This is a genomic window from Sphingomonas panni (assembly GCF_022664435.1).
Taxonomy (GTDB): Bacteria; Pseudomonadota; Alphaproteobacteria; order Sphingomonadales; family Sphingomonadaceae; genus Sphingomonas; species Sphingomonas panni.
In genome coordinates this window covers 1-22,995 of sequence record NZ_JAKREU010000008.1, presented here as the reverse complement: position 1 = coordinate 22,995, position 22,995 = coordinate 1, and the positions used below count along the sequence as shown (strand labels likewise).

The 22,995-nt window shown below is 64.5% G+C and carries 28 protein-coding genes and 5 pseudogenes; 20 read left to right on the top strand and 13 right to left on the bottom strand.

The window, feature by feature from the left end:
* Positions 1-70: 70 nt before the first annotated feature.
* The 3 genes and pseudogenes from MF609_RS15085 to MF609_RS15075 form a co-directional block, all read left to right on the top strand.
* A pseudogene (locus tag MF609_RS15085) lies at positions 71-418 on the top strand (hypothetical protein); the annotation flags it as partial.
* An 18-nt stretch (positions 419-436) separates the two neighbouring features.
* Positions 437-730 carry a DUF5983 family protein gene (locus tag MF609_RS15080; protein WP_066773389.1) on the top strand — a complete coding sequence of 98 codons (294 nt, stop codon included), beginning with the start codon at positions 437-439 and terminating at the stop codon, positions 728-730.
* Between the two features lie 61 nt (positions 731-791).
* Positions 792-1,145 carry a DUF3768 domain-containing protein gene (locus MF609_RS15075; RefSeq protein WP_066773391.1) on the top strand — a complete coding sequence of 118 codons (354 nt, stop codon included), beginning with the start codon at positions 792-794 and terminating at the stop codon, positions 1,143-1,145.
* 40 nt (positions 1,146-1,185) lie between these two features.
* On the opposite strand, the gene MF609_RS15070 is transcribed toward MF609_RS15075, so the two are convergent.
* The gene (locus MF609_RS15070) at positions 1,186-1,914 is read right to left on the bottom strand and encodes a CPBP family intramembrane glutamic endopeptidase (RefSeq protein WP_066773393.1); all 729 of its coding nucleotides are present in this window, start codon (positions 1,912-1,914) and stop codon (positions 1,186-1,188) included.
* A 29-nt stretch (positions 1,915-1,943) separates the two neighbouring features.
* Between MF609_RS15070 and MF609_RS15065 the strand changes: the two genes are divergently transcribed.
* From MF609_RS15065 to MF609_RS15035, 7 genes are all read left to right on the top strand, one after another.
* On the top strand, positions 1,944-2,195 hold the full coding sequence (locus tag MF609_RS15065; protein ID WP_221211855.1) for a hypothetical protein: 252 nt from the start codon (positions 1,944-1,946) through the stop codon (positions 2,193-2,195).
* A gap of 82 nt (positions 2,196-2,277) precedes the next feature.
* Positions 2,278-4,554 carry a DNA cytosine methyltransferase gene (locus MF609_RS15060; protein ID WP_066773395.1) on the top strand — a complete coding sequence of 759 codons (2,277 nt, stop codon included), beginning with the start codon at positions 2,278-2,280 and terminating at the stop codon, positions 4,552-4,554.
* Between the two features lie 256 nt (positions 4,555-4,810).
* The gene (locus MF609_RS15055) at positions 4,811-5,401 is read left to right on the top strand and encodes a hypothetical protein (protein WP_066773399.1); all 591 of its coding nucleotides are present in this window, start codon (positions 4,811-4,813) and stop codon (positions 5,399-5,401) included.
* Positions 5,398-5,940 carry a hypothetical protein gene (locus MF609_RS15050; protein ID WP_066773402.1) on the top strand — a complete coding sequence of 181 codons (543 nt, stop codon included), beginning with the start codon at positions 5,398-5,400 and terminating at the stop codon, positions 5,938-5,940. The genes MF609_RS15055 and MF609_RS15050 overlap by 4 nt, the downstream gene beginning before the upstream one ends.
* A 59-nt stretch (positions 5,941-5,999) precedes the next feature.
* Positions 6,000-6,350, top strand: coding sequence for a hypothetical protein (locus tag MF609_RS15045; protein ID WP_156442287.1), 351 nt, complete (start codon positions 6,000-6,002; stop codon positions 6,348-6,350).
* Positions 6,351-6,557: 207 nt separating this feature from the next.
* Complete coding sequence (locus MF609_RS15040; RefSeq protein ID WP_066773408.1) at positions 6,558-6,809, top strand: hypothetical protein; 252 nt, start codon at positions 6,558-6,560, stop codon at positions 6,807-6,809.
* Between the two features lie 238 nt (positions 6,810-7,047).
* Positions 7,048-7,236, top strand: a complete 189-nt coding sequence (locus MF609_RS15035; protein WP_066773433.1) for a hypothetical protein — start codon at positions 7,048-7,050, stop codon at positions 7,234-7,236.
* A 7-nt stretch (positions 7,237-7,243) separates the two neighbouring features.
* On the opposite strand, the gene MF609_RS15030 is transcribed toward MF609_RS15035, so the two are convergent.
* Positions 7,244-7,708 carry a hypothetical protein gene (locus tag MF609_RS15030; RefSeq protein WP_183937287.1) on the bottom strand — a complete coding sequence of 155 codons (465 nt, stop codon included), beginning with the start codon at positions 7,706-7,708 and terminating at the stop codon, positions 7,244-7,246.
* Positions 7,709-7,893: 185 nt separating this feature from the next.
* Here MF609_RS15030 and MF609_RS15025 point away from each other — a divergent pair, with 185 nt between their 5' ends.
* The 4 genes from MF609_RS15025 to MF609_RS15010 all read left to right on the top strand — a co-directional run bounded on the left by MF609_RS15025 (position 7,894) and on the right by MF609_RS15010 (position 9,312).
* Positions 7,894-8,214 (top strand): hypothetical protein, encoded by a 321-nt coding sequence (locus MF609_RS15025; RefSeq protein ID WP_066773412.1) that lies wholly within the window; start codon positions 7,894-7,896, stop codon positions 8,212-8,214.
* Between the two features lie 107 nt (positions 8,215-8,321).
* On the top strand, positions 8,322-8,729 hold the full coding sequence (locus MF609_RS15020; RefSeq protein ID WP_066773415.1) for a response regulator: 408 nt from the start codon (positions 8,322-8,324) through the stop codon (positions 8,727-8,729).
* Between the two features lie 72 nt (positions 8,730-8,801).
* Entirely contained in the window at positions 8,802-9,035 is a 234-nt protein-coding gene (locus tag MF609_RS15015; RefSeq protein WP_156442288.1) for a hypothetical protein, read from the top strand.
* Between the two features lie 4 nt (positions 9,036-9,039).
* The gene (locus tag MF609_RS15010) at positions 9,040-9,312 is read left to right on the top strand and encodes a hypothetical protein (RefSeq protein ID WP_183937289.1); all 273 of its coding nucleotides are present in this window, start codon (positions 9,040-9,042) and stop codon (positions 9,310-9,312) included.
* 15 nt (positions 9,313-9,327) lie between these two features.
* Here the strand turns inward: MF609_RS15010 and MF609_RS15005 are convergent, their stop codons facing one another.
* Entirely contained in the window at positions 9,328-9,741 is a 414-nt protein-coding gene (locus tag MF609_RS15005; protein WP_242417095.1) for a hypothetical protein, read from the bottom strand.
* A gap of 51 nt (positions 9,742-9,792) precedes the next feature.
* Here MF609_RS15005 and istA point away from each other — a divergent pair.
* Positions 9,793-10,794 (top strand): annotated as a pseudogene (gene istA, locus MF609_RS15000) (IS21 family transposase); the annotation flags it as partial.
* Positions 10,795-10,910: 116 nt separating this feature from the next.
* Here the strand turns inward: istA and MF609_RS14995 are convergent.
* The 6 genes from MF609_RS14995 to MF609_RS14970 form a co-directional block, all read right to left on the bottom strand.
* The gene (locus MF609_RS14995) at positions 10,911-11,057 is read right to left on the bottom strand and encodes a hypothetical protein (protein WP_191864868.1); all 147 of its coding nucleotides are present in this window, start codon (positions 11,055-11,057) and stop codon (positions 10,911-10,913) included.
* A 400-nt stretch (positions 11,058-11,457) separates the two neighbouring features.
* Positions 11,458-11,937, bottom strand: a complete 480-nt coding sequence (locus tag MF609_RS14990) for a hypothetical protein (RefSeq protein WP_231376736.1) — start codon at positions 11,935-11,937, stop codon at positions 11,458-11,460.
* Between the two features lie 483 nt (positions 11,938-12,420).
* Complete coding sequence (locus MF609_RS14985; RefSeq protein ID WP_018250478.1) at positions 12,421-12,567, bottom strand: hypothetical protein; 147 nt, start codon at positions 12,565-12,567, stop codon at positions 12,421-12,423.
* Complete coding sequence (locus MF609_RS14980) at positions 12,567-13,241, bottom strand: putative quinol monooxygenase (protein WP_010408781.1); 675 nt, start codon at positions 13,239-13,241, stop codon at positions 12,567-12,569. Before MF609_RS14980 ends, MF609_RS14985 begins: the two co-directional genes overlap by 1 nt.
* Before the next feature lie 365 nt (positions 13,242-13,606).
* Entirely contained in the window at positions 13,607-14,782 is a 1,176-nt protein-coding gene (locus tag MF609_RS14975) for a zinc-dependent alcohol dehydrogenase (protein WP_018250476.1), read from the bottom strand.
* Positions 14,783-15,019: 237 nt separating this feature from the next.
* Positions 15,020-15,181, bottom strand: a complete 162-nt coding sequence (locus MF609_RS14970; RefSeq protein ID WP_018250474.1) for a hypothetical protein — start codon at positions 15,179-15,181, stop codon at positions 15,020-15,022.
* Positions 15,182-15,455: 274 nt separating this feature from the next.
* On the opposite strand from MF609_RS14970, the gene MF609_RS14965 reads away from it, so the two are divergent.
* On the top strand, positions 15,456-17,624 hold the full coding sequence (locus tag MF609_RS14965; RefSeq protein ID WP_018250473.1) for a catalase: 2,169 nt from the start codon (positions 15,456-15,458) through the stop codon (positions 17,622-17,624).
* Positions 17,625-17,719: 95 nt separating this feature from the next.
* Here the strand turns inward: MF609_RS14965 and MF609_RS14960 are convergent, their stop codons facing one another.
* The 4 genes from MF609_RS14960 to MF609_RS14945 are packed head-to-tail and all read right to left on the bottom strand — an operon-like array spanning position 17,720 to position 20,908.
* Positions 17,720-18,316 carry an SAM-dependent methyltransferase gene (locus tag MF609_RS14960; RefSeq protein WP_010408767.1) on the bottom strand — a complete coding sequence of 199 codons (597 nt, stop codon included), beginning with the start codon at positions 18,314-18,316 and terminating at the stop codon, positions 17,720-17,722.
* Positions 18,313-18,966, bottom strand: coding sequence for a PIG-L deacetylase family protein (locus MF609_RS14955; protein ID WP_010408764.1), 654 nt, complete (start codon positions 18,964-18,966; stop codon positions 18,313-18,315). Before MF609_RS14955 ends, MF609_RS14960 begins: the two co-directional genes overlap by 4 nt.
* Positions 18,963-19,949: an acyl-CoA dehydrogenase family protein gene (locus tag MF609_RS14950; protein WP_010408761.1), complete on the bottom strand. Its 987-nt coding sequence runs from the start codon at positions 19,947-19,949 to the stop codon at positions 18,963-18,965. Before MF609_RS14950 ends, MF609_RS14955 begins: the two co-directional genes overlap by 4 nt.
* On the bottom strand, positions 19,946-20,908 hold the full coding sequence (locus MF609_RS14945) for a glycosyltransferase family 2 protein (RefSeq protein ID WP_242417094.1): 963 nt from the start codon (positions 20,906-20,908) through the stop codon (positions 19,946-19,948). Before MF609_RS14945 ends, MF609_RS14950 begins: the two co-directional genes overlap by 4 nt.
* A 248-nt stretch (positions 20,909-21,156) precedes the next feature.
* Between MF609_RS14945 and MF609_RS14940 the strand changes: the two are divergent.
* The 4 genes and pseudogenes from MF609_RS14940 to MF609_RS14925 form a co-directional block, all read left to right on the top strand.
* Positions 21,157-21,282 (top strand): annotated as a pseudogene (locus tag MF609_RS14940) (hydroxyisourate hydrolase); the annotation flags it as partial.
* Between the two features lie 120 nt (positions 21,283-21,402).
* Positions 21,403-21,561: pseudogene (locus MF609_RS14935) on the top strand (IS3 family transposase); the annotation flags it as partial.
* A gap of 67 nt (positions 21,562-21,628) precedes the next feature.
* Positions 21,629-22,657 carry an IS110 family RNA-guided transposase gene (locus MF609_RS14930; RefSeq protein WP_020493465.1) on the top strand — a complete coding sequence of 343 codons (1,029 nt, stop codon included), beginning with the start codon at positions 21,629-21,631 and terminating at the stop codon, positions 22,655-22,657.
* A gap of 204 nt (positions 22,658-22,861) precedes the next feature.
* Positions 22,862-22,995 (top strand): annotated as a pseudogene (locus MF609_RS14925) (IS3 family transposase); the annotation flags it as partial.

The following is a 22,995-nucleotide window of genomic DNA, read 5'->3' as shown; positions in this document are numbered from 1 at the left end:
CGACCCGATCGATAATGGGACAATATCCTTATCCCGTCAAAGGGAATGGATCGTCTCAATGGCGACATAATGGATTTGCATCGCGAACAAGGCTGAGGAGATCCGCGACCTTCCTCGCTGGTGCCTTCGGCTGATCGTCTTGGTCGAAGCTAGAGCGGCGCCGAGGCTCCACACCGTGGAGGGGCTATGGCGCCGCTCGACCAAAGCGCGCCCAGGCCGGATGACCGACTTCATTCGAGCGGAAGGGCTTCTCCCAAGCCGGGAAATCGACCGCATTTGGCGCGACGCGCCGCTCGACCTGATCCGTTTTCAGGACGTCGCCGCGCTCGTGCCCGTTGGCGAACGCCCAACCATGCAGAGCTGGCTCGAGCGCTTCAACGCAGGGCTGTTCGCCCGACCAACGCCGCTCGCGGCCTGATCCCTCACGGAGGACACCATGAACGACAATCAGGATGCGCGGCCGATAGATCCGACGATCGAGCCGATGCTCGTTCTGTCGACCGCTCACATCACGCAGGAAACCTGCAACACCTTCCTGCCGACCTATCCCGGCCCAGCCTGGGAGAAGGGCGAATACGGATGGTTCATCTACGTGCCGGAGGACGTCGACGAGACGCTCCCGGTCGACCTCGCAGCCTGCATGGCCCTCGCGCGCGCGAAATCCGCCTTCTGGATTATGCTCGATCGCGACGAGCCTGAAGCCGACGGTCTCCCAGTCTTCGACTGGTGAATCTGGATCACGAACCCAACGCCGGGACTGCGCGCTGCGCGCGCCTATTCGGAGACCTCAGATGGTCGATACGACCGACAGCAATATCGATACTATCGGCCGCCTCAACGATCGGTGCCGGCAAGGCCTTGATCGCACGGCTAAGGTGATGATGACCAGCGCCTGCCTCGCCACGTTCACCGAGGACGGGACGAGCGCACTCGCGGTTCAGATTGGGATCGTCGATGCACTTCGGCGCTGCGCCTTCGATCCGCGCGATCGGGAGCGAAATCGCGGCGAGTTCGAGTTTCGCGGGCAGACCGTTTATTTCTCGATCGACTATTACGATCTCGCCCGAGAGTACGGATCAGAAGACCCCGCCGATCCAACCAAGACGCGCCGGGTCCTCATGATGATGTTGCGCGGCGACCTCTGAGGCGAACCCGGTGGACCGACCGAGGCAGGCATTGACCGTCTCAGGAGGCAAGGGTCGCATACCACATGCCGAATGCGTTGCTCGCGATGTGGACGATCAAGCCAGGAACGATGGAGCGCGATTGGACGGCGCATAGGCCGGTCCCCAGCCCGAGGCATAGCGATGCCACGAGATTTGCTGGCTCGAAATGCAAGGTGACGAACAACAGGGCCGAGGCGATGACTGCCACCACGCGCCAGCCACGATCAACGAGTGTGCCGAGCAGATATCCGCGGTAAAGCACCTCCTCGACCATCGGCGCGACCAGCACCGTCGCAACAAGCAGCGCGATGCCGGATGGCCCGGCCATTGATGCCACCAGTGCGCGGCCGACCTCGAGATTGCTCGACGCACCCGACTGCCAGACGGTGGCACCCTGCAAAGCCAATATGCCGAGCGGCATTTGCGCAACCGCAAGGCCGCCCAGCATGGTCACAAGGGTCGAACGATCCCAATCCGGTTTGACCATCAAAACAGCGCGAGAGCGGCCGACCTTGCGGATATCCATCGCCACCAGGCTGAGTATCGCAACGGCACCAAGGGCGATCGACGCGGCGGTGAGCGAGGCCGAGGCCGGATCTAAACCAAGCGCAGGGCCGACGAGATAGTGGATGATGGTGAGGGCCGCCTGATGCGCAATCAGCAGTGCCGCAACGACCCATAGGGACGGCCTTGAGGCGGATCGCGGGGTTTGCACGGCGAGCGCGGGAGCTGCGGCCATCTCGTTCATCCTTCACCCCTTCACGATAGGAGACCGCAGTGTCGGGCATTAAGTCTCAGCAGAACCATGTCCGTCAATGCCGTCCACGCGATCGGCGCTTCGACCTCGTACAGCTTCTCGGCCCGGCGCCGGGCAACGCCGAATGGGAGGCCGAGAAGGCGGGTTGGCGCAGCTTCGTGATGGGCAACGCCAATTCGGCCTATCGACGCGGCACGAAGCTGCGCCACGCATGGCAGCGAGGGTATGACGGTGCCTCGCGCAGCACCGATGCGGTCCGATTGATGCTGTAGCCGATGAAGGCGTGTCGCCCGCGGCGTCAGGGAGGGAAGGGGGAGAGGGGCTGTTGGGTCATGTAGATCCGGGAGCCTCACAATGAACGCATTCAGGCACGCGACGGCCGAGGTGGTGATCCGCCACGGCCACATGGCGTGCGGCCTTGGCGCCGGCGCTGCCGGCATGAACGCCGCCAATCCCCGCGTGGGACCACTCCGAGGCCGGTTCGAGTGCGCGGGCGGCATCGATGTCGATGAAGGCGCCATCCGTAATTTCGAGCGCCTGACCGGCGTGAAGGGCACGGTCATGGACCTCTTCAGCGAGGCACAATACCGGGCCTTCCACGGTGAGGCGCCACCTCCAGGGTGGCGCGAAGCGACGCCGCGCGACGTGCGTAGCGTGTTCGGCCGCCTCGACATTCTGTTCGCAAGCTATCCCTGCAAAGGCTTCTCCGGGTTGCTGTCGGCGCGGGCGGCCGAGACCGCCAAGTACCAGGCGCTCAACGACCTCACGACGCGCGGCATGATGCTCAGCCTTGAGGCCTATCGTGACGATCCGGTCGCTATCGTTGCCTTCGAGAACGTGCCGCGGATCGCCTCGTCGCGTGGCGCGCGCTTCCTTGCGAAGATCGACGCTCTGTACCGCGCCTACGGGTATGTGGTGAGCGACGTCGAGGACAGTATCCACGACTGCGGCACGATCGGCGGGCTCGCACAGAGCCGCAAGCGGTTCCTCCGCCTCTTTCGGCATCCGTCCAAGGTGCCGAATTTCATCTATCAGCCCGCCAAGAAGCGGCTGCGCGGTGTCGGCGAGGTGATCGGCAAGCTGCCGCTGCCCGGCGACCCGGTCGCAGGCGTCATGCACCGCGTGCCCGCGCTCCAGTGGAAGACGTGGGTGCGCCTTGCCTTCGTGCCGGCGGGCCGGGACTGGCGCGCGCTGAACGATCTCGCCGTCGTGGACGGGCACCTCCGAGATTTCGCCATCGTACCCGAGCAGGCGTTGCGAGAGAACGCGCTTGGCGTCCTCGACTGGTCTGACCCCGCGCCGACGCTCACCTCGGCCCGCTCGCCGGCCCAAGGCCGCTTCTCGGTTGCCGACGTCCGCGTTCCTGCCGACTGGAACGCCGATGTCCTCGGCGTCCGCGACTGGGACGGCCACACCGGGACCGTCGCAGGTCGCACCGGTCCGACGAACGGGGCTTACAGCGTTGCGGATCCTCGCCCCGACTACGGCGAGAGCACGCATCGTCACGTCCTCGGCGTGCGTGACTGGGAGCAGAGCGCGGCGACGATCAGCGGAAGCCCCAAGCCGAGTGGCGGTGCCCATGCCGTCGCTGATCCGCGGGTGAATGGCCATCCCAAGAGCGTCCAGCTCGGCGTGCGGCCGTGGTCAGAGCCAGCACCGTGCATCAAGGCCGACGTATCGGTCGGAACCGGCCCCTATGCCGTCTCCGACCCTCGAACCGCCGCCCCGCGCTTAGGCAACGTGTTTCGGATCGTGCCACTTGGCGGCTCCGAAGCTGGCGAGCCCGTCGCCGACCCGCGGCCGACGCACGGCAGCGGCGCTCACCACAACAAGATGAAGGTGGTTGCGGCCGACCAAGCAGCCCCGACGATCACCGGCTCGGATCGCGTAGGGTCTGGTGCGCTTTCTGTCGCCGACCCGAGGCCGGGATATGCGTCGGGCACGCATCGCAACATCCTCGCGGTTACCGATTTTGGTGATACCGCCAAGGTCGTCACCGGGGCCATCCATCCCGCTGGCGGTGCGCTGTCGGTCGCAGATCCTCGCCCGGTCGGCCTCAGCTCCGGTGCCCGAGATCAGCACAGCTACAACAGCCAGGCGCACTATGGCGTGGTCCGCTGGGAAGACACGAGCGTCGCTGTCCCCGGTTACGCGAAATACGACCGCGGCAAGTGGTCGGTTGCGGATCCCCGCATCCCCGAGGCCGAGCCGCTGGCCACCTTGCCGGCACCGAACGATCGGGTGGTTGCCCGGATCATCGCCTCCGATGGGACATGGCACCGACCGTTTACGACCTTGGAGCTGGCCGCTCTTCAGTCGCTATTCGACCCCGAGGAGGTCTTCCGCTTCGACGGCGAACGCGATGCCTGGTCGATGCCCCAACCGTTCGAGCTCGAGGGAACATCGGACGCCAAGAAGCGGGAATGGATCGGCAATGCGGTCCCATCGGCTGCGGCGCAGGGCATGGCCGAGGAAATAGGTGAAGCGCTGCTACTCGCCCGGCTCGGCGAAACCTTCACGCTCTCGCACAAGGCGATCTGGGTTTCGCCGCTGCGCATGGCGCTCGCAGTCGACCACAGCCCCATACAGGCGATCACCGAAGGCCGTGGCCTTGAATGGGGAGAGGCATGATGGTCGATCGGTCCAACCTCTCGCGGCCGCGGTCCAGCCAAGCCCATGTGCGCAACCCGGTCCTCGCGCTGCCGAGCATTGCCCGGCTGCAGGCGATGACGCCGGCGACCCGAGCTGAGCTACGGCTCGTCCTCCTCGAGCTGCGACACGACGCGCAGACGCGAGCCGAGGAATGCTGGCGGCGTCACAAGGCCCCCATGGCTGCCTATTGGAAGGTGGTCTCAGTGTACGCAGGACACCTGTCGAGGGTCCTGCGATGAGGTACGATCCGCGCATAGCCACGACCTCCCCGGAGGAGTTCGCCGAGTTGATGGCGCTCGTTCGTCGTGCCGATGAAGCCCCGAGGCCGCAAACGGACGACGACGTATGGCGAGCCACCTATGCCGAAGAGCAACGCCAGCGGCGTGTTGTTGGGTATCAGCAGGATCTCTTCGGATCCAAAGCGACGACACACTTCCGTCGCAACCGGGCCGCGCCGGATTGGGATCGGCCGCCTGTCGAAGCGATCGAGCAGAAGCTGGAGCGGATCAAAGGCGACCCGTTTGCGACGTTCGGTCCGCCACGATCAGATCGGCCGTCTATCCTGTCGCCGGACGAACGCGCCGCGATCGTCCGCAAGGCCGGAAACTGGCTCGCAGTGCGCCAGCGCGTCCGACTGGTCGACGCACCGGGATCCGTTGATCCGGCATTCGGAATCCAACGCTTTCTCGGTCGGGCAGGCGTGGTGTGGCGCCTATGCGGAGCCCCATTCGCGGACCATTGCTATGTCTTCTTCAATCCCGTCGGAGCCGAGCGCACGGCCAAGATCGAGATGGCAGAGCTGCGGGACCTGGAGCCGGTCCGATGAGCTGGCGGGAGCCCGACCTCTTCTACGGCGACAAAAAGCCGCCGCGGTCCCTCGCCCCGATGAAAACCTATCGTGCAGAACCGCGTAGCGCGCCGAAGCCGTTTGCATGGGAGAGCATGGGAGCGTGGGTCCGCCATATGCACCGGCTTTTCGCGCTCGAAGGCCCAAACAGCGATCATTATCGCCGAACCCGCGAGACGGCACGCGCCCTGACGGTCGACCGAATCCGTGAATGCCGTCACGATGACGATCTTCAGCGCTGCGAGGCGATGCTGGTCGAGGCCTCGGCGGGGTGGCTTTACGGTCTCGATCGCGCCTTCAACCGAGCGGAACGCGGAGCGCTACTGGTCGAGGTGCGCAACCGCCGTCATCTGATCGCCATCGGGCGCGATGCGCCCAAGGCCAAGGGACCGAAACTCGATCCGCGATACCTTCCTGACGACGCACTCGATCGGCTGATCCAATCTCACGCAGACGTCGCGACGGTTGACCGCCTGCGCCACGAACGGGAGCGACGCGCGATTGAGAGGGGAGGGTGAAAGACGTAAGGACAGATTGAGGGAGAATTGCCATGCTTGGATCCGGGCCCTTCGGAGAGATGGTTGCCATCGAATGGCTTCAGATCGTCGCCGGGACACCGATGGTGGTGATGATGTTCGTCCTGCTCCTCGCGATGATGAAGCGGGCTACAGGGCAGATTGACGACCAGGCCGTCGCAAGCGTCGGTTACGGTATGGTAGCAGCTTCGGGCTTCGCCGCTGTCGTCTACCTGATCGGGCTCGCCTGCGTTTATACCGGCCTGATGTGGGAAGGACTGTCCCCTGACCGGCTACCTCAGAACTTTCTCGGCAGCGGCCTTTTCTTTATGATCGGTCTTGTCACCTACAAACTCCCGAAGCTGTTCGGTCCTTTCGACAGATGGCTTAATCGCGACCGGACGCGCCAGTAATCAGGCTGCTGTTAGCGCCTGTTAGACGCCTGCACGCCTGTATCGGCAGCGCGCTTTCTTTCAGAGCGATAATAATGGTTATGTAAAACGGAGCGTTTAACGGCGCTGTAAAGCTGCGTCCTTTTGGTGTGACGCGGTGCGATTGGCGCGCGCCTGCGATGCCGTTCGCCGATGCTTCCATATCGTAACTCTGTAGGAGTTGAAACCATGGATCATACTGGTTTGGTGTTCGTAATCTCGGTCCTGGTCACCGCCTCCATAACCATTCTCTACCAGGGTGGTGCGGTGACTTTGAAGGTAACCGCCGTGGTTGCAGGGCTCGGCTTCTGCGGCATGATCGGAGCAGCAAGCATGGCTCCGCCTTCGGAACCGCTGACGTGCGAAGAGATGGTCAAGCGAAAGGCCGAGGCTGACGGCTACGTGGTTGGCCTCGCCAGCGGGATGATGATGCCCCGCTAAATTGGACGCCTACGGCGCCTCTCACAAGCGGCGGATACGAAAATGGGGCCGAAACCGATAGCAGCGGCCCCGACCCCATCATCAAAGGATCCTCCGTCGAAACGGCGGATAGACCGATTAAACGCGAGTGCGTCGAATCCGGTCCGCTCCCTTTGATATACCCAACATGTTCAACAATCCATGAACGGACGCGCTGCGGCGCGTGCCGTGACAGGACGTGCCAGACGAGTACCGCGCCATGCTCAACACAGCTTCTACCTGCCGCTCACTGGCGTCCTTCGAGAACGCCTATGCCGTCGCAATCCAACTGCGCGAAGCGACCGGCGTCGATCAATTCGTCGTTCGCACCGGCAACGCTACTCAACCCTTCCGCGTATCGCGGCAGAGGCCCCAGGCGCCCGAGACCATGCAGGTACTGGTCGCCTGAAGACAGATCAGCTGCTCGCCTGCGTTCGCGCCATCAGCTGCGATGCGGTGACGCCTTCGCAGAGCGCCTCATCGGTCATGTAGGTGATCGGCAGGTTCTCGTCGCGGACGACCGCCGCCATACGGCCGCGGCGATACGCGAGGCTCTTGAGCCACGCGAGGTCCTCGAGCGCCAGCTGCAGGGGCGTCACGTCCAGCAGGTGCCATAGACGCATCTGGAACGGGCTCTGCGCCTTCAGGATCTCGGCGACCTCCTCGAAGCCGACACCCTCCTCGACGCCGTTGCTATGGTCGTGCGCCAAGGCCGCGAACGCTTCCTCCAGCTCACGGATTGCGAAATAGGCGATGTCCAGGCCGACGCCGATGGTCGCTCCGGCCAGCACCCGGCGATCGACCGACAGCTGCGGATCGTTTAGCGCATCCAGAAGCGGCAGATCGTAATCATAGCCGCGCATCGCGTCCTTCAACTTCATGGTCGTCCTCCTGTGGCGCGTATTGAACATAACGTGAACAGGGTGCGCAAGTCTTTTTCTTCATACCACGTAGATCCCACAGGATGAATCTTGCCGGGAACATCATCAGTGGTGGCACCAGGTCGCCGCGCTTGACCGCGCAGCCCTATGAAGGTCACACACATCTCACACGTTGGAGGTTCGGAATGCACGTTTTGCTTATTCTGGGGATCGCCATCGCGATGGGAGCCGGCTTGTGGAACATGCGCGCTGCGATGCGAGCAGGCCGCGGAGCAGACTGGCGCACCAACAGGGACGGACTTCGCGCACCCGGCTCCTCGCAGAGCTTCACGCTCCTCAGCATGATCGGACCTACCGTTATCATCGCTTTGGCAGCATTTGGTGTGCCGCTTCTGGTCCTGCTTGCTGCGGGACTGGCCTATGCGATCACCTTCGTCGTGCTGGCGGTGCGCGAGCGTCGTCTGTCCGAAAGGTACTATCGCGGGAACGTCGGCATAACGTCGTGAGGATGTACCTCCCCTCCCCCCGACTGTCCGGCGCTCGACCGCGTGACAGTCGTTGGAAAATCGACGCGTGTTAGGAGACTTTGCTCCAAATCAAGGGTTTGAGGGGAATGGAACCCTCAACGATCCCTTTCGCGCTTGTCGTCGATGATGACCCTATCATCCTTATGGACGCGTGCGGCATCCTCGAGGATGTTGGGTTTCGCTGTCATTCGGCCGATCATGGCGATGCTGCGAAAGCTATGCTCCCCGAGCACGCCGAAGGTATCACGCTCCTCTTCTCTGACGTCGAGATGCCAGGAGAGACGGACGGCTTTGCCCTCGCTCACCATGTCGCGGCGCGGTGGCCGTGGATCGAGATTGTCATCGCCAGCGGTCGCGTCAAACCGAACGATGGCGACCTGCCGGAGAAGGCGACGTTCATCGGGAAGCCGTTCTCCGCGGCGCTAGTACGGAACCACCTTCGCGAGAAACTACCCGACGGGAAGAAACCTGAGCCGCTGAAAGCCGCGGTCTGATCGGACCAAACCTGACTTGGCTTTGCCCCGGCTTCCCGTATGTTCACGCAATTATCAACGGGAGTGCCGGATATGGCCACGCCGCGCCGCAACAGCTTCGTCGTTCCGAAGACGACGGGACGCGATTACCTCAACGCCTTCATGCACCTCCTCGAGGCAGCTTATTGGGCTGGGATCGTCGGCGCGCTCGTTTACGCCGACGTCGACCTCTGGGTCTGGGCAGTAGCGGGCTTGCTCGCTGGCCCGCCCTACATCATCGGCACCGCGTTAATTCGTAGGCGCCTCGGCATTCTGCGGAGGGTCTGAACGGATGCAGCAGCCTCATGCGCGCACTGTCCGGCTGGCAGCCATCGCTCTCACGTCTGCGGCCCTTACCGGACTGGTCGCGGTTTATTTCATCCCCGTCGGCCCCAAAGAAGAGCGCGCCGCGACCGTGCTATCCAAGACCGGCCCGCAGGGTCAGGCGGCGTATCGCGCCGCTTGGTCCGATGGCCGCCTCACCCGCGCGGACATGTACGAGATCCGCGATGCTTCGGGTCACGACATAGACAATTGGGTCGATATGTCGGGCCGAACGAGCTGACGCCGCTCGATCGCCTCACCAGTGGACTACCACGATCGCGACTGCCAGGATCAGCGGCAGGATTGTCTCCACGGTCCCGATCGCAGCGGTCGCGAGGCGCAATCGCCTCAATCGGCGAGACGGCAACGTCGGGATAGCCCGAAGCGTCTCCGGTACGGCCGTGAGCTCCGTCAGCACCAAGGCATAGCCAAAAGCCAGCGCGACGATGATGCCACCGATCGCAGCAACAGCGGATGGCGGACTGATTGCGATGCCCACGATCGCTACGGCGACTGCACCCCCGAGCAACCCCGCAGCCGCAACATATTGGCGCAACAAGGCGGTGGCATCACGCTCGGCGGACGGATGGGCGATGTCGTCGATGTGTGGATCGGCGTGGAAAAGGGACCCCGGTAGCGGGGTGATCGGCGTCGAAAAAGGACCCCTCATCCCGGTGGTCTAGGGTGCTCGCTTGGCGGTGTGTCAGGCGGCGAGATCGGGATGCTGGTATTGGAGACGGTGTTGAGGATCCGGCGCGAGCACGCGTCGGGGAAGGCCATCAAGGCGATAGCGCGGGACCTGCACCTGTCGCGCAAGGTGGTGCGCAAGGCGATCCGGGCGCCGGAGGCGGACATGGGCTACCGGCGGGAGGTGCAGCCGCTGCCGAAGCTGGGGCCGTTTCAGACGCGACTGGATGCGTTGCTGGAGGAAGACGAGGCACGGCCGCGGCGCGAGAAGCTGCGCCTCACGCGTATCCACGATCTGCTGCTGCGCGAGGGGTTCGACGGCTCATACGACGCGGTGCGCCGCTATGCGGCCCGCTGGCGGCAGGCGCGGCGTCGCGACGTGATGAATGCGCCGGCGTTCATCCCGCTGCTGTTCCGACCAGGCGAGGCGTATCAGTTCGACTGGAGCCACGAGGACGTCGAGATCGCGGGCAAGCCGATGCGCGTGAAGGTCGCCCATGTGCGGCTGTGCGCTTCGCGGGCCATGTATGTGCGAGCCTATCCGCGCGAGACACAGGAGATGGTGTTCGACGCCCATGCGCGGGCGTTCGCCTTCTTCGGAGGCGTGCCGACGCGCGGCATCTACGACAACATGAAGACGGCGGTGACGAGCGTGTTCACCGGCAAGGAGCGGGTCTTCAACCGGCGTTTCCTGGTCATGGCCAACCACTACATGGTCGAGCCGACGGCCTGCTCGCCGGCGTCAGGCTGGGAGAAGGGCCAGGTCGAAAACCAGGTGCAGACCGCGCGTGGCAGGCTTTTCCAGCCGCGCTTGCGCTTTGCCAGCATCGAGGAGCTGAACGGCTGGCTGGAGGCGGAGTGTCGTCGCTGGGCCGACATGCACCGGCATCCGGAGCAGAAGGAGCTGACCGTCGCGCAGGCATGGGCTGCCGAGCGTGGCGTGCTCCAGCCGGTCGTCGCGCCCTTCGACGGCTTCCATGAGAGCGAGCACGCGGTGAGCGGCACATGCCTCATCAGCTTCGACCGCAACCGCTACTTGTAGGCGCTTGCAATCGTAGCGGCGTCTGCTCGCAAACAGCCGGTTTTTCTGCTCACGCTCTCTGCCACTGGCAGGTGGCATCCTGCTCGAATTATCTGCCAATGTGCTCGCCATCATCCGGCGCTGCTTGCAAACGGGGCGTCGTGCTCACGCTTCCTGCCAATGGGTTCTCCAAACCCGTCGCCGGCAGCCGCTTTTGCGAAGAAGGTTTTCAGAACAGTTTTGACAAGCAGCAGGCCGCAGAAATGCGTTGCGGTCATGGCCCGCCGGCAAGGTCGTCAGAAAGGAAGGTTTTCGCGAACAGAGGACGGCGCATAGAATGGGCACAGATATACGTTTATGACCGAACCCGTCGAACTGCGCTGGCCGCGATCGTCCCGTTTGGGATCAATGGTCGGGATAGGATTCTCTTCATGCCCCAGCCGGTATAAAGGAACCGCCCCGATCGTAGCGGCTGCGTCGTTATCCCGCCTACCCAACCCGTGGGCTCGACCTTCGGCCCAGCCGGGCCCGCCTCAACGTGGCCCGTCGACTGCGATGACCGCGGCGTCGTCTAGCTGGAACCGGCCAAAGTCGTCGTCGCCCCATAACGAACGCTCCAGCCGGCCGACAAGCCGGATCGGCTTCCCGGTCGGCATTGACCCATAAGGCAGCGAGTATTCATGGTTTTGCGTCGAGGGAGCCGATCATAGGCAGGAATACGGCACAACCCGTTTCCTTGCAGGAAAGATCAAGCACCAGGTTCTTCCCCGATCCGTCGTTCCGCCCAGCAAACGTCCACAGAAGGCTGCGGCGCTCGGGATAGTTCGGGTCGGCGACACGGTAGGAAGCTACGCCTGCGGGGCGGCCGTCGAGCGTGAGCTGATCCGCTTTGTAGTTGGTCCCGGAGCTCGCGATCGGCAGCGCCGATCCTCGGCCTGTCACTGTGAACATGCCTTCGTAGCCCGGCCCGCGCAGCAGGAACACCGGATCGTCTACCGGGTCCTTTCCCGCCTTCAGAGTCGCATCTGATGGAATGGCGACCGTGCAGCACGAAGGGATCCCGACCGACTTCCAGCCGGCCGGGACCTCGGGTTGCGGTGCGTTCGGCGAGCAGGACACTAGCAGCAATCCCGCTACCGACCACACCGCGACCCTCATATCACCGCACTCCGTAGGCGTTGCGAAGCGCTGTCGTCTCCGTCGAGCACGGGGTGCGACGCACCACGCCCGCCGGCTGACTATAGTGCATGACGCACGCCGTGTTGTTGGCTTCTGAAGCGCGTCAGCCCTGAGCGCTACGGCTCCCTATTGGGGCGATCGAGCTTCGCCCAAATTGCGGGTGCCCGCAGCTTGGAGAAGGATCTTGCGACCAAGCACCTAGTCGCCCTCTACACCGCTTGTGGCGGTAGAGAGCGCTTTTCCGATCAGCACGTCCGTGAGCGGACGGAACTGACCATACCCGATGTTCAATGGTTTGCCGCTAACGACAATCGACCCCAGGGAGCTGTGCATCCCTCAAATCCACGGTTCACTACCCGCTCTGCTGAGGCCTTGGCGGGCGATTTTACATTGGAGGATCTGGGCTTCATCTTCGTTCCTTCGTCACTACGACGAAGCCCAGATCCTCCTTAAATCACAACCTCAAATCTGTGCCATTGGTGCTGACGGCGGACACGCGACCTTGGTGAGCTTCGAATCCGTGCCCGCGGACTTGAACGCGAACGCGGCCCCGGCTGCCGCGGTGCTGGCGACGGCCGCTCCAACGAGCACCTTCTGCTTCGTGTCCATCAGACTGTCCCTCTCTCAAGGGGCCGCGCGACCGACGTGTTCCTGCTCGTCCTCTCCTCATCACCAGCGGATGCAATCTTGAACGCCAAGATTTGTGCGCGGTGGATCTGGGGAGGCTCGGCGAACAGCGAAGCAGCGCTTCCGGATAGCGCCGTGCCGATTTCGCCCGACAGATGCGTCTCGCGCCCTGCCTCGTCGGCGAAGGTATCGAGGATGGCGAACCGAGTCTTTCCGAGACGCAGAGCGTACCACGACAGGGTGCCAGGCTCCCGCTCCACGGCCGATCGGGCTCCTTGGAGGAAGCGGGCAACCTCTTCCTCCGCACCGTCCCGTGCTTCAAGCGGAACATGCAGGGCCAAGCGCGGCAGGGCGTCCGCCGCCGGCACCTTGAGGGCGAGGATGTCGGCCGGCTCGATCTCCGGCAATCCGTTGAGGATGGTGAAGGTCTTCACGACCAGCGCCCGGCCGACCGTGCCGAACAGATGCTTCAGCCGGCCGGCATTGCCGGGGAAGGTATCGAAGATGGCGAAGTCGGCGGGGCCAAAGCGCAGCGCGTACCAGTGCCGCGTGTCCTGCTCATGCTCGACCGGCTCCAGCGCACCCCGGAGGAATTCAGCGGCATCTTCCTGGTGGGTCGGCCCGGCTTCAATGCCTACGAACAGTGCCTTGTGCATCTTTTCTCTCCTTGTTCCGATGGTAGCGCCTCGAGCTCCACGGAAGGCGTCCTGGGCCTAAATCATGGGAAGTTCGCGCGGCCGGGCGCCGACAGCCCGTTCGGCCAGGGCGACTTCCCCGGCCCGCGCACCCCTGGCGGGCGCGTGCTGGAGGAGATCGCGGCCAGCCACGGCACGACCGCACGCCAAGTGGCGCTTCGCTTCCTGGTGCGTCGGCCATCGCTGTTCGCTATGGTCAACGAGTCCTGACCCTAGGTCTGCCGACATACTTGGTCGCAAGCTGATCGACACCGCCGCTACACGTGCTCCAAAGCGGCGGTGTCGATCGGCATCGATAAGCGTCCTGTTCCCGGTTATTCCGCCAATCAACCGTGCGGGCGCATAACAACCTTGATCACACCTTCTTCCTTGTCGCGGAATTTAGCGTACATTTCTGGCGCGTCTTCAAGACTGGCCGGGTGGGTGATCACGAAGCTGGGGTCGATCGCGCCCGCGACGATTTTTTCCAGCAACGGTCTAGTATAGCGCTGCACGTGGGTTTGGCCGAGCTTGATCGTTAGTCCTTTGTTCATCGCTGCACCGATCGGAAGCTTGTCACCCATCCCGACGTAGACGCCGGGCACGGAGACCGTGCCGCCCTTGCGGCAGCTCATGATCGCCTGCCGCAGGACGTGGACGCGATCAGTGGCGAGCATCATGCTTGCCTTCACCTTGTCCATGACCGCGTTCGCCGCCCCGTGCGCGGCCGCCTCGCAGCCGACAGCATCGATGCAGCTGTCGGGGCCCCGGCCCTTGGTTCGCGCCTGCAGCTCGTCGTAGACATCGGTTTCGGCGAAGTTAATCGTCTCAGCGCCACCGGCCTCCGCCATGGCGAGTCGCTCGGGCACCTCGTCGATCGCGATCACGCGGCCGGCGCCCATCATCAGCGCGGAGCGGATGGCGAACTGGCCGACCGGACCGCAGCCCCAGATCGCGACGGTGTCGCCATGCTCGATCTGCGCATTCTCGGCGGCCATGTAGCCGGTCGGGAAGATATCCGATAGGAAGAGGGCCTGCTCGTCGGTAACGTTGTCGGGAATCTTGATCGGACCGACATCCGCCATCGGCACGCGGAGATACTCCGCCTGACCGCCGCAGTAGCCGCCCAGCATGTGGCTGAAGCCGAACAGCCCGGCGGGCGAATGGCCCATCGCCTTGGCGGCCATCTCGGCGTTCGGATTGGTCCGATCGCAGGCCGCAAACAGACCCTTCTTGCAGAACCAGCAATCGCCGCAGCTGATCGTGAACGGCACCACCACCCGGTCCCCGATCTTGAGGTTGGTGACCTCGGACCCGAGCGCCACGACCTCGCCCATGTTCTCGTGGCCGAGGATGTCGCCGGCCTCCATGGTGGGCTGGTAGCCATCCAGCAGGTGAAGGTCCGACCCGCAGATCGCGCAGGCGGTTACTTTGATGATCGCATCGCGCGGGTGCTTGATCTCGGGATCCGCAACGGTGTCGACGCGGACATCGCCTTTACCGTGCCAGCATAGTGCGCGCATGTCGTTTCCTCATCTGAGTGCATGTCCCTGTCGTCAGGGCCATGTCTATGACGCTCAACGCCTTGAGCCGCGGCATGGGTCCCTGTCCATTTGATTCGTTTACATCAACGAGCGGCCGTAAAACGGCCGTACGGCCAGCGGGTTGAACGCAGACGGCATGCCCGGCTTGAAAGCCAGCAAGATAATGAAGTGGGTCGCCCAGGCCGTGCAGCCGGCCGACACGATGGTGATAGGTTCTCACAGGCTGCGCGTCTTCCGCCCTGAGCGTATGGCATGGTCGGCCAGGGCAAAGGACGCATAGATTCCGCAGAGGCAAACCAGGCCGGCGAGCAGCACCAACCACAGATCGTGGTCGTGCCGGACGCAGTCGAAAACCTGTACGACCTGGGAGTACATCATGCTCGGCTAACGGCAAGGCGTTAAGACATCTCCAACCGGCTCATATCGGCTTTCCCTGGCTGTGATCCAGGACCAAGGAAGCCGCAGTCGGGTTCCGCGCAGCCATGAACACTTACGTTGCCGAGCCCGCGCCTGTCGTCCGAACCGGCGACCATGCTCGACTGACATAACTTGATTTCGGTCCTCCGGGTCGGTTCCCAGTCGCTACAAAGATTTATGCCTCGCATCGCCGTGGCGCTGGTGGCATTAAGGGCATGATCGGAGGATTACGTCCATGGCACGCAAGAGCATCAAAAGCGACGCGGTGAAACTCAAGGGCGAGACGGCCAAGAAGGCACCGCCGCTGCCGGCGGGTGCCGACCAGCCGACGAACTATGCCGAGCAGCAGGGCCATGGCGGCGAAACCCGCCAGACGACCTCGGACGCGGCACTTACCATGACCACGCAGCAGGGCATCCCGATCGCGGACGCCCAGAACAGTCTCAAGGCGGGTCTGCGGGGCCCCACGCTGCTCGAGGACTTCATCCTCCGCGAAAAGATCTTCCATTTCGATCACGAGCGCATCCCGGAGCGCGTCGTCCACGCACGCGGCTATGGCGCGCACGGCGTGTTCGAGCTGACCGACAGTCTGGCCGACTACACCCGCGCCGACGTGCTGAGCACGGTCGGGCAGCAGACGGAGGTGTTCGTCCGCTTCTCAACGGTAGCGGGCAACAAGGGCTCGCGCGATCTGGCGCGCGACGTGCGCGGCTTCGCCGTCAAGATGTACACGAAGCAGGGCAACTGGGACATCGTCGGCAACAACATCCCGGTGTTCTTCATCCAGGATGCCATCAAGTTCCCCGATCTGGTCCATGCGGCCAAGCAGGAGCCCGACCGGGCGTTCCCCCAGGCGCAAACCGCACACGACAATTTCTGGGATTTCGCCAGCCTCACCCCGGAAGCCTGGCACATGATCATGTGGATCATGTCCGATCGCACGATCCCCCGCTCCTTCCGCACGATGGAGGGCTTCGGCGTCCACAGCTTCCGCCTGGTGAACGCGGAAGGCAGGTCGACCTTCGTCAAGTTCCACTGGAAGCCGCGCCAGGGGCTCCAGTCGGTGCTGTGGAACGAAGCGGTCAAGATCAGCGGCGCCGATCCCGACTATCATCGCCGCGATCTCTGGGAGGCGATCGAGAGCGGTGACTTCCCGCAATGGGATCTCGGCGTCCAGCTGTTCGATCAGGAAACCGCCGACAAGCTTCCCTTCGACCATCTCGACTCGACCAAGCTCATCCCCGAGGAGGACGTGCCGGTCCGCATCGTCGGTACGCTCACGCTTAATCGCAACGTCGACAACTTCTTCGCCGAAACCGAGCAGGTCGCCTACTGCACGCAGAACATCGTGCCGGGCATCGACTTCAGTGACGACCCGCTGCTGCACGGCCGCAACTTCTCCTATCTCGATACCCAGCTGAAGCGGCTCGGCAGCCCGAACTTCACCCACCTGCCGATCAATGCCCCGCGCTGTCCGGTGATGAACTTCCAGCAGGACGGCCACATGGCGATGCGCAATCCGAAGGGGCGCGTGAACTATGAGCCGAACAGCTGGGGCGCGGAAGGCGGTCCGCGCGAGAACGCGGAGATCGGCTTCACCAGCTTCCCCGCCGAGGTTCAGGGGACTAAGCAGCGGGTTCGGTCCGAAACCTTTGCCGATCATTACAGCCAGGCGCGGCAGTTCTATCTCAGCCAGCAGCCGATCGAGCAGAAGCACATCGGCGACGCGCTGGTGTTCGAGCTGTCGAAGGTAGATCGTGTCGACATCCGGGCCCGGGCGGTCAGCCACCTGCGCAACATCGACGAGGATCTCGCCGCTACCGTTGCGGACGGGCTCGGCCTTGACCTGCCGGACGCCGCCAAGGCGGCCAAGCCGACGCTAGACCTGCCGACATCGTCGGCGCTCTCGATCGTCGCCAACGGCCCGGCGAATTTCGCCGGGCGAAAGATGGGCCTGCTGCTGACCGATGGGTCGAGCGCCGAGCTGTTCAATGCGCTGACGAAGGCGCTGGAAGCCGAAGGCGCGGTCTGGGAGGTGGTCGCGCCGAAGATCGGCGGGGTCACGCTCGACGACGGCACCAAGGTCGCGGCCAAGCAGAAGATCGACGGCGGACCTTCGGTCCTGTTCGATGCCGTCGCGGTGCTCCCGTCCGAGGAGGGGGTTGCGATGCTCGCCAAGGATGCGGCCTCCAAGGACTTCGTGGCGGACGCGTTCGGCCACTGCAAGTTCATCGGCTACACCGATGCAGCCGCCACGTTGTTCGACGCTTCTCGGGTGCCGGAGCTTGACGATGGCTTCGTAGCCCTAAGCAAGAGCAAGGACGTCAAGGCGTTCGTCACGACCTGTCGTGACCTCAGGTTCTGGGCTCGGGAGATGAAGGTCGATCTCGACGCGGCGGCCTGACGACCCTGGCGGGAGCGGCAGGTGGACGTCCTGCCGCTCCACTTAACGGCAAGCCTCATATCGCACGGACGTGGGACGTGCTGCCTCGCTCGCGTTCAAGGGGATCGGGGCACACCGTCGGCGCGGGCCGCGGTGACGACCCAGCGGCGGGTGCGGCGCACGGTGCGAACCGTCCAACGACGCCCGGTCTCTGCGAGGAACCGGGCGTGGATTCCTGCCGCGTGCTGGGCGAAGTCGTAGTAGTCGATCCTGTGGTGCGCGAGCACGATGGTGCCGTCTCCCCGCAGGCGAGCGGCCATCTCACGCGCAACCCGGGCCATCTCTCGCGCTGAGAGGTAATACAGGATCTCGGCGATCACGATCACGTCATAGACGAGACGTGGCGGTCGACCGGGGAGCACGAGCAGCGATGCGCACGCACGAGGCCAGGCCGCGACGGCGCGTGCCGTCAGGTCGACCCCCTCCCTCGTGCCCTCGGTCGCATCGAGGCACAACGCCATCCTCGCGATCGCGGCACTGTTGGATCCGTTGCCGCTGGCCAGCTCCAGCACCCGTCCGACCGGTCGGTGACCTATCGCGTGCAGGATCGCGGCACGCTTCACCGCCTCGTCACGGGCGGTGAAGGTGCGCCAGGGATCGTCGTCGCCGGCGAACTTGGCGGCGAACCCGGCAAGATCGATCGGGCTCGTCACTTCGAACCCGGCCGGTAGCGCTCGACCGGACGAGCAAAGGCCGCAAGCTCGTGTCTCGCGATCGTGAAGCCTGCTGGATCATCGGAAACGGCGCCGAGCTGCGTCCGGTAGACGCGGATCAGCGACCGCTTAACCGGAACTCCTCCGGGCACAGCGATGCGCCATGCCGGTCCGGACCTGTCCGGGCGAGGCGGCCACACGCGGTAGGTCAGCCGACCGGCGCCACCCGGGCATCGGGCGACGGCCGCTGCTACGGCGCGGTGATCGGGATGGTCGTCATCGCAGGCCGGTCCGACGATGAGATCGAGATCCCGGCATCGTGCGACCTGGCGGCGCAGCGCGCGATAACAGCGTCCCGGGATCGAGGGCAACTGGCCATCGGGCAAATTGAGGAACGAGACGTCGCCAGCAACGATGCCGAGACGACGTAGCGCATGAAGGCTCTCACGCTGGCGCGCCGCGACCAGTCGCGCTCTCGGCCATTGTCGGCTGCCCCGGTGAGACGCGGCACCATCGGTCACGACCGCAACCCGGACCCGAGCTCCATGGCGGCGAAGCCGCGCAATGAGGCCTGCCGCGCCGATGACCTCGTCATCCGGGTGCGGGGCGATCACCAGCGCGACACGTACGTTTCGCAGCGGGATCCTCACAGAATGGGGTCGAGGATGTGCTCGGCGACAGCCTGGCCGACGCGAAAGCGATGCGCGTCGGGCGCAGGCTGGCGCAGGTACACCATGAGATCGGCGATCTTTGCCGCCAGCGGATGCGATAGGAACAATCCCTGCAGCCCCACCGCCTCCTGCGCGATCGTCAGGGCGCGCTCGGCAGAGCCGGCGATCGATAGCCGCGCAGCGGACACCCGGGCGAGGCGTTCCGCATCCGTCCCGCTGAACCAGGCGCCCGCCGTGTCGCGGATGCTCGCCGCTGCACCCTGGGCAAGCAGGAACAGGTCGGCGAGGCGCGATGCCTGGAACGGATCGGAAGCGCGCTCGTGGGTGGTCAGGTGGTCACGCACTGCATCGAGCAGGCCGGCGATGCCCCCGGCATGAACCGCGGCGAAGCGCAGCGCGCCTCCGCTGAAGAACGGCTCCCGCGCATAGCTGCCGGGCTCGCCGATACGGCCGTCTTCACGGATCACAGAGCCGGACCAGCGCACCAGATGTGTCTCCGAGCGCTGCATGCCGATCGTCTGCCACCACTCCCGATCGATGGCAGGCGGATCGGCATCCAGGTCGAGCAGGAGCAGCTGCGGCCCGCGTTCGCTATCCGCGGTTACCAGCGCGTGAGTCAGTATCCCCGCCCCCGATGCATAGCCCTTGCCGCCGGTCAGCCGTCCGCCGGTAAGCACCAGCGACTCACCCGGCAGGCCCGCATTCCACACACCCAGCATCGCTCCCGCAGCGATCCGCGCCCGCAACGCAGCGACCTGGGACGACGTGCCGTATCGAAACACGATTTGCACCGCATCGACATGCCCCTCCAGCAGGCGCCCGATGGGGAGATCCCGGCGTCCCGCAGCGTAAAGAGGGCGGAGCAGGTCCAGATATGCCTCGGGCGTCGTCGGATCGCCGGCGGGGTCGGTCACCCACCCTGCCGCGACGATCGCATGGCGCAGAGCTTTGGTCGTCGTCATACCGCCTGCTCGCAAAGCTGGTGCTCGAGCGTTGCCAGGGCATGCTCGGCCTCGGCGAGGGTGACGTCGGGTATATCGGGCAGCGCCGGCACGACACGCATGGCGAACGCCTCTGCGTTGGGGCAGTCGCGCGCGACGCCGATCACATGGTCACCGGTCAATCCGATACGGTCGCCGAAGCGAGCTGCGACAAAGGAATCGGGGAGCCCGGCCCAAATGCGGCGCGCCTCCGCCTGCTGTCGGTATTGCCATGCCGCCCCTCGGGGATGCGGCATTGAGGGTGCCCCGTGATGGTCGATGGCAGTGAGCGCAGCCGCCATGCCGCCCGGCGCCCGGCCGAGCCTCCGTGAGGAGGTCGCAACCACCATGCCGGGATCGCGGCGCACGCGAAACCCGGCGCGCCCGGCATCGTCGAGCAGGGCGGCGTCCTCGCCGCATGGCACCGGCTGGAAGCCACCCAGCGCCTGATAGGCTCCGGGTCGGAAGGCCATGTTGGCGCCTCCCGAGCAGTGGGAGCCGGTCGGACTGTCCCACGGAACGGGGTCGACCGATCGTCGGTAGGCGTGAAGCCGATCGAGGTAGCGCTCGACCCTCCCCTGCACCGGATCCCGCTCCGCTGCGATCCGGACGATTCGCCCGGCGACAAGGTCGGCCGAGGCCAGGCCCTGCAGTGCCGCCCTGACCCAATCGGCACGGGGCTGGCTGTCGGCGTCGGTCGTCAGGAGAATACCGTGGGGCGTGCTCGCCGCATGATGCAGGCCGAGGGCGATGGCGGCCCGGCGTGCACGACCGGCATTGGCATCAGGGGACGGGTCTCCCTGAGCCACCGTGAACGGAAGGGCCATGCGACCAGCATGCTCGAGTATTACCTGCTCGCTCGCATCCGAGCAATTATCAAGGAGGAAGAACACGGCAGCCTCGACGTCGCCCAGGTCCAGTCGCTCGATCGCCTCCAGCAACTTCGGTAACGCAGTCTCCTCGTTGCGGACCGGAACACAGATCGCAGCTGACACAGGTCGCAACGGCACCCCCACCATCGGTTTCGCAGGACCGGCGACCCTGCCTTGCAGGACTGTAGGTGATAAACGCCGGTTTCGATAGCTGCTCGCGGTGATGCAAGATGCCAGATCGTCATGCAGGACTATAGGTTTGCCCGGTTTCAACCGAGATATCGGCGTCGGGTAGGTAGCCGTCGAAGTTCGCGCCGCGCACCTACAAGCTGCTGTTCGACATGGCAGGCTACCCGGATGCGAAGGCGGTGCCATTCTTCCCCGAGATCGATCCCGTGTTCCGCGTCACCGACCCTGCCGCGCACTACCATGTGCCGGTCTGAGCTGCCCCCTTCTGAGTGGTCCATCGACTATTACAGTCTGGACCAAGGAAGGGACGACGAATGCCTGCGAAGAAGCACAAGCCCGAGGAGATTATCGGGAAGCTACGTGAGGTTGAGATCATGCTGGGTCAGCACCGGTCGACGCAGCGCAAGGTGCCGTTCGGGGCAGATGACGAAGAGGCGCTGACCGAGGATATCATCGCCCTTGCCAGGCAGTACGGGCGCTACGGCTATCGCCGGGTGACGGCGCTGCTGCATGCGGCGGGTTGGTCGGTGAACCACATGGCGTAATCAGGAGCGGTGCTCGTTGGGATAGCCTGTCGTCCCCTGAAGAGGAGGACGGAAGATGACCTGCTATGTTGGCCTAGATGTGTCGATGAAGGAGACCGCGATCTGCGTCGTGGACGAAACGGGCGATCGCATATGGGACGGTAAGTCGCGAACGGACCCGGACGCTATTGCGGCCGTGCTGGCGCGGAGGGCCGCAGGAGCCGTGAGGATCGGTATCGAGACGGGCCCGATGACCGTGTGGTTGTGGCACGCATTGACCGAGCGAGAGCTGCCGGTGGTGTGTCTTCATGCCAGGCATGCTGCGGCAGCGCTGAAGCTGCAGATGAACAAGACGGACCGCAACGACGCGTTTGGGTTGGCACGGCTGGTCCGCTCGGGCTGGTACCGGCCGGTCGCTGTTCGCTCGATGGATACGCACCGGTTGCGTGCGCTCCTGATCACGCGAGACCAGCTGGTCGGCATGAGCACCGCGCTCATCAACAAGATACGCGGCCTGGCGAAGACTTTCGGCATTCTGGTCGGACCCGGGAAGGGTGGCACCTTCGAACGTCAGGTCCGGGCAACGCTGCCGGACGATCCGGTGGTCGCCGCACTGTTCGAGAGCCTACTGGCGATGCTGAGCACATTGCGGGAGCAACAGCTTGCCATTGCCAAGCAGCTCGCCCGGGTTGCCCGGCAAAGCGGCGCCTGCCGCTTGATGATGACGATGCCCGGCGTCGGACCGCTGACGGCCGTCAGCTTCATGACCACCATCGAGGATCCTCACCGGTTCCGACGCTCGCAGGATGTCGGCGCCTATCTCGGTCTCACTCCGCGTCGCTACCAGTCGGGCGAGGTCGACATCAACGGCCGCATCTCCAAGTGCGGAGATCGTCTCACCCGCAAGCTGCTGTTCGAAGCGGCCAATGTCATGCTGTCGCGGACCTCGCAGGCGTCGGCGCTGAAGGACTGGGCTGCCGCCATCGGCCGGAGATCGGGCTTCTGGAAGGCGCGCGTTGCGCTGGCCCGCAAGCTGGCGGTGATCCTCCACCGGATGTGGATCGACGGGCGAGGCTTTGACCCAAAGGTGACTGCCATGGCCTGATATCTGCTTTCCGAGCTGCCGCCCCGCCAGGGTGCGGCCACGGCCATCTCGTGACCCGCTTCGTGACCATCTGGAACACGGGAACCACATCGAGAGGCCGGCGATCTGGCGCCATGCTGAGGCTGGACCCGTCCTGACCTCGAAGACGACAACGATGCGCAAAAGAAGATCGACTACGAGCACCTTGGCAAACGGCTTGACCGATTAGACGATAAACGGGTGGAACGGATCTGGCGACGCGAGGGGCTGAAGGTGCCGCAGCGCCAGCCGAAACGCGGCCGGTTATGGCTGAACGATGGCTCGTGCATCCGGTTGCGGCCGGAGTATCCGGGGCATGT

What these genes read in the sequence shown, in the direction of transcription:
- MF609_RS15080 (WP_066773389.1), top strand. Translation starts at nt 437, where the DNA reads ATGAACGACAATCAGGATGCGCGGCCGATAGATCCGACGATCGAGCCG.
- MF609_RS15075 (WP_066773391.1), top strand. Translation starts at nt 792, where the DNA reads ATGGTCGATACGACCGACAGCAATATCGATACTATCGGCCGCCTCAAC.
- MF609_RS15070 (WP_066773393.1), bottom strand. Translation starts at nt 1,914, where the DNA reads ATGAACGAGATGGCCGCAGCTCCCGCGCTCGCCGTGCAAACCCCGCGA.
- MF609_RS15060 (WP_066773395.1), top strand. Translation starts at nt 2,278, where the DNA reads ATGAACGCATTCAGGCACGCGACGGCCGAGGTGGTGATCCGCCACGGC.
- MF609_RS15055 (WP_066773399.1), top strand. Translation starts at nt 4,811, where the DNA reads ATGAGGTACGATCCGCGCATAGCCACGACCTCCCCGGAGGAGTTCGCC.
- MF609_RS15050 (WP_066773402.1), top strand. Translation starts at nt 5,398, where the DNA reads ATGAGCTGGCGGGAGCCCGACCTCTTCTACGGCGACAAAAAGCCGCCG.
- MF609_RS15045 (WP_156442287.1), top strand. Translation starts at nt 6,000, where the DNA reads ATGGTTGCCATCGAATGGCTTCAGATCGTCGCCGGGACACCGATGGTG.
- MF609_RS15040 (WP_066773408.1), top strand. Translation starts at nt 6,558, where the DNA reads ATGGATCATACTGGTTTGGTGTTCGTAATCTCGGTCCTGGTCACCGCC.
- MF609_RS15035 (WP_066773433.1), top strand. Translation starts at nt 7,048, where the DNA reads ATGCTCAACACAGCTTCTACCTGCCGCTCACTGGCGTCCTTCGAGAAC.
- MF609_RS15030 (WP_183937287.1), bottom strand. Translation starts at nt 7,708, where the DNA reads ATGAAGTTGAAGGACGCGATGCGCGGCTATGATTACGATCTGCCGCTT.
- MF609_RS15025 (WP_066773412.1), top strand. Translation starts at nt 7,894, where the DNA reads ATGCACGTTTTGCTTATTCTGGGGATCGCCATCGCGATGGGAGCCGGC.
- MF609_RS15020 (WP_066773415.1), top strand. Translation starts at nt 8,322, where the DNA reads ATGGAACCCTCAACGATCCCTTTCGCGCTTGTCGTCGATGATGACCCT.
- MF609_RS15015 (WP_156442288.1), top strand. Translation starts at nt 8,802, where the DNA reads ATGGCCACGCCGCGCCGCAACAGCTTCGTCGTTCCGAAGACGACGGGA.
- MF609_RS15010 (WP_183937289.1), top strand. Translation starts at nt 9,040, where the DNA reads ATGCAGCAGCCTCATGCGCGCACTGTCCGGCTGGCAGCCATCGCTCTC.
- MF609_RS15005 (WP_242417095.1), bottom strand. Translation starts at nt 9,741, where the DNA reads ATGAGGGGTCCTTTTTCGACGCCGATCACCCCGCTACCGGGGTCCCTT.
- MF609_RS14995 (WP_191864868.1), bottom strand. Translation starts at nt 11,057, where the DNA reads ATGACCGCAACGCATTTCTGCGGCCTGCTGCTTGTCAAAACTGTTCTG.
- MF609_RS14990 (WP_231376736.1), bottom strand. Translation starts at nt 11,937, where the DNA reads ATGAGGGTCGCGGTGTGGTCGGTAGCGGGATTGCTGCTAGTGTCCTGC.
- MF609_RS14985 (WP_018250478.1), bottom strand. Translation starts at nt 12,567, where the DNA reads ATGGACACGAAGCAGAAGGTGCTCGTTGGAGCGGCCGTCGCCAGCACC.
- MF609_RS14980 (WP_010408781.1), bottom strand. Translation starts at nt 13,241, where the DNA reads ATGCACAAGGCACTGTTCGTAGGCATTGAAGCCGGGCCGACCCACCAG.
- MF609_RS14975 (WP_018250476.1), bottom strand. Translation starts at nt 14,782, where the DNA reads ATGCGCGCACTATGCTGGCACGGTAAAGGCGATGTCCGCGTCGACACC.
- MF609_RS14970 (WP_018250474.1), bottom strand. Translation starts at nt 15,181, where the DNA reads ATGATGTACTCCCAGGTCGTACAGGTTTTCGACTGCGTCCGGCACGAC.
- MF609_RS14965 (WP_018250473.1), top strand. Translation starts at nt 15,456, where the DNA reads ATGGCACGCAAGAGCATCAAAAGCGACGCGGTGAAACTCAAGGGCGAG.
- MF609_RS14950 (WP_010408761.1), bottom strand. Translation starts at nt 19,949, where the DNA reads ATGACGACGACCAAAGCTCTGCGCCATGCGATCGTCGCGGCAGGGTGG.
- MF609_RS14930 (WP_020493465.1), top strand. Translation starts at nt 21,629, where the DNA reads ATGACCTGCTATGTTGGCCTAGATGTGTCGATGAAGGAGACCGCGATC.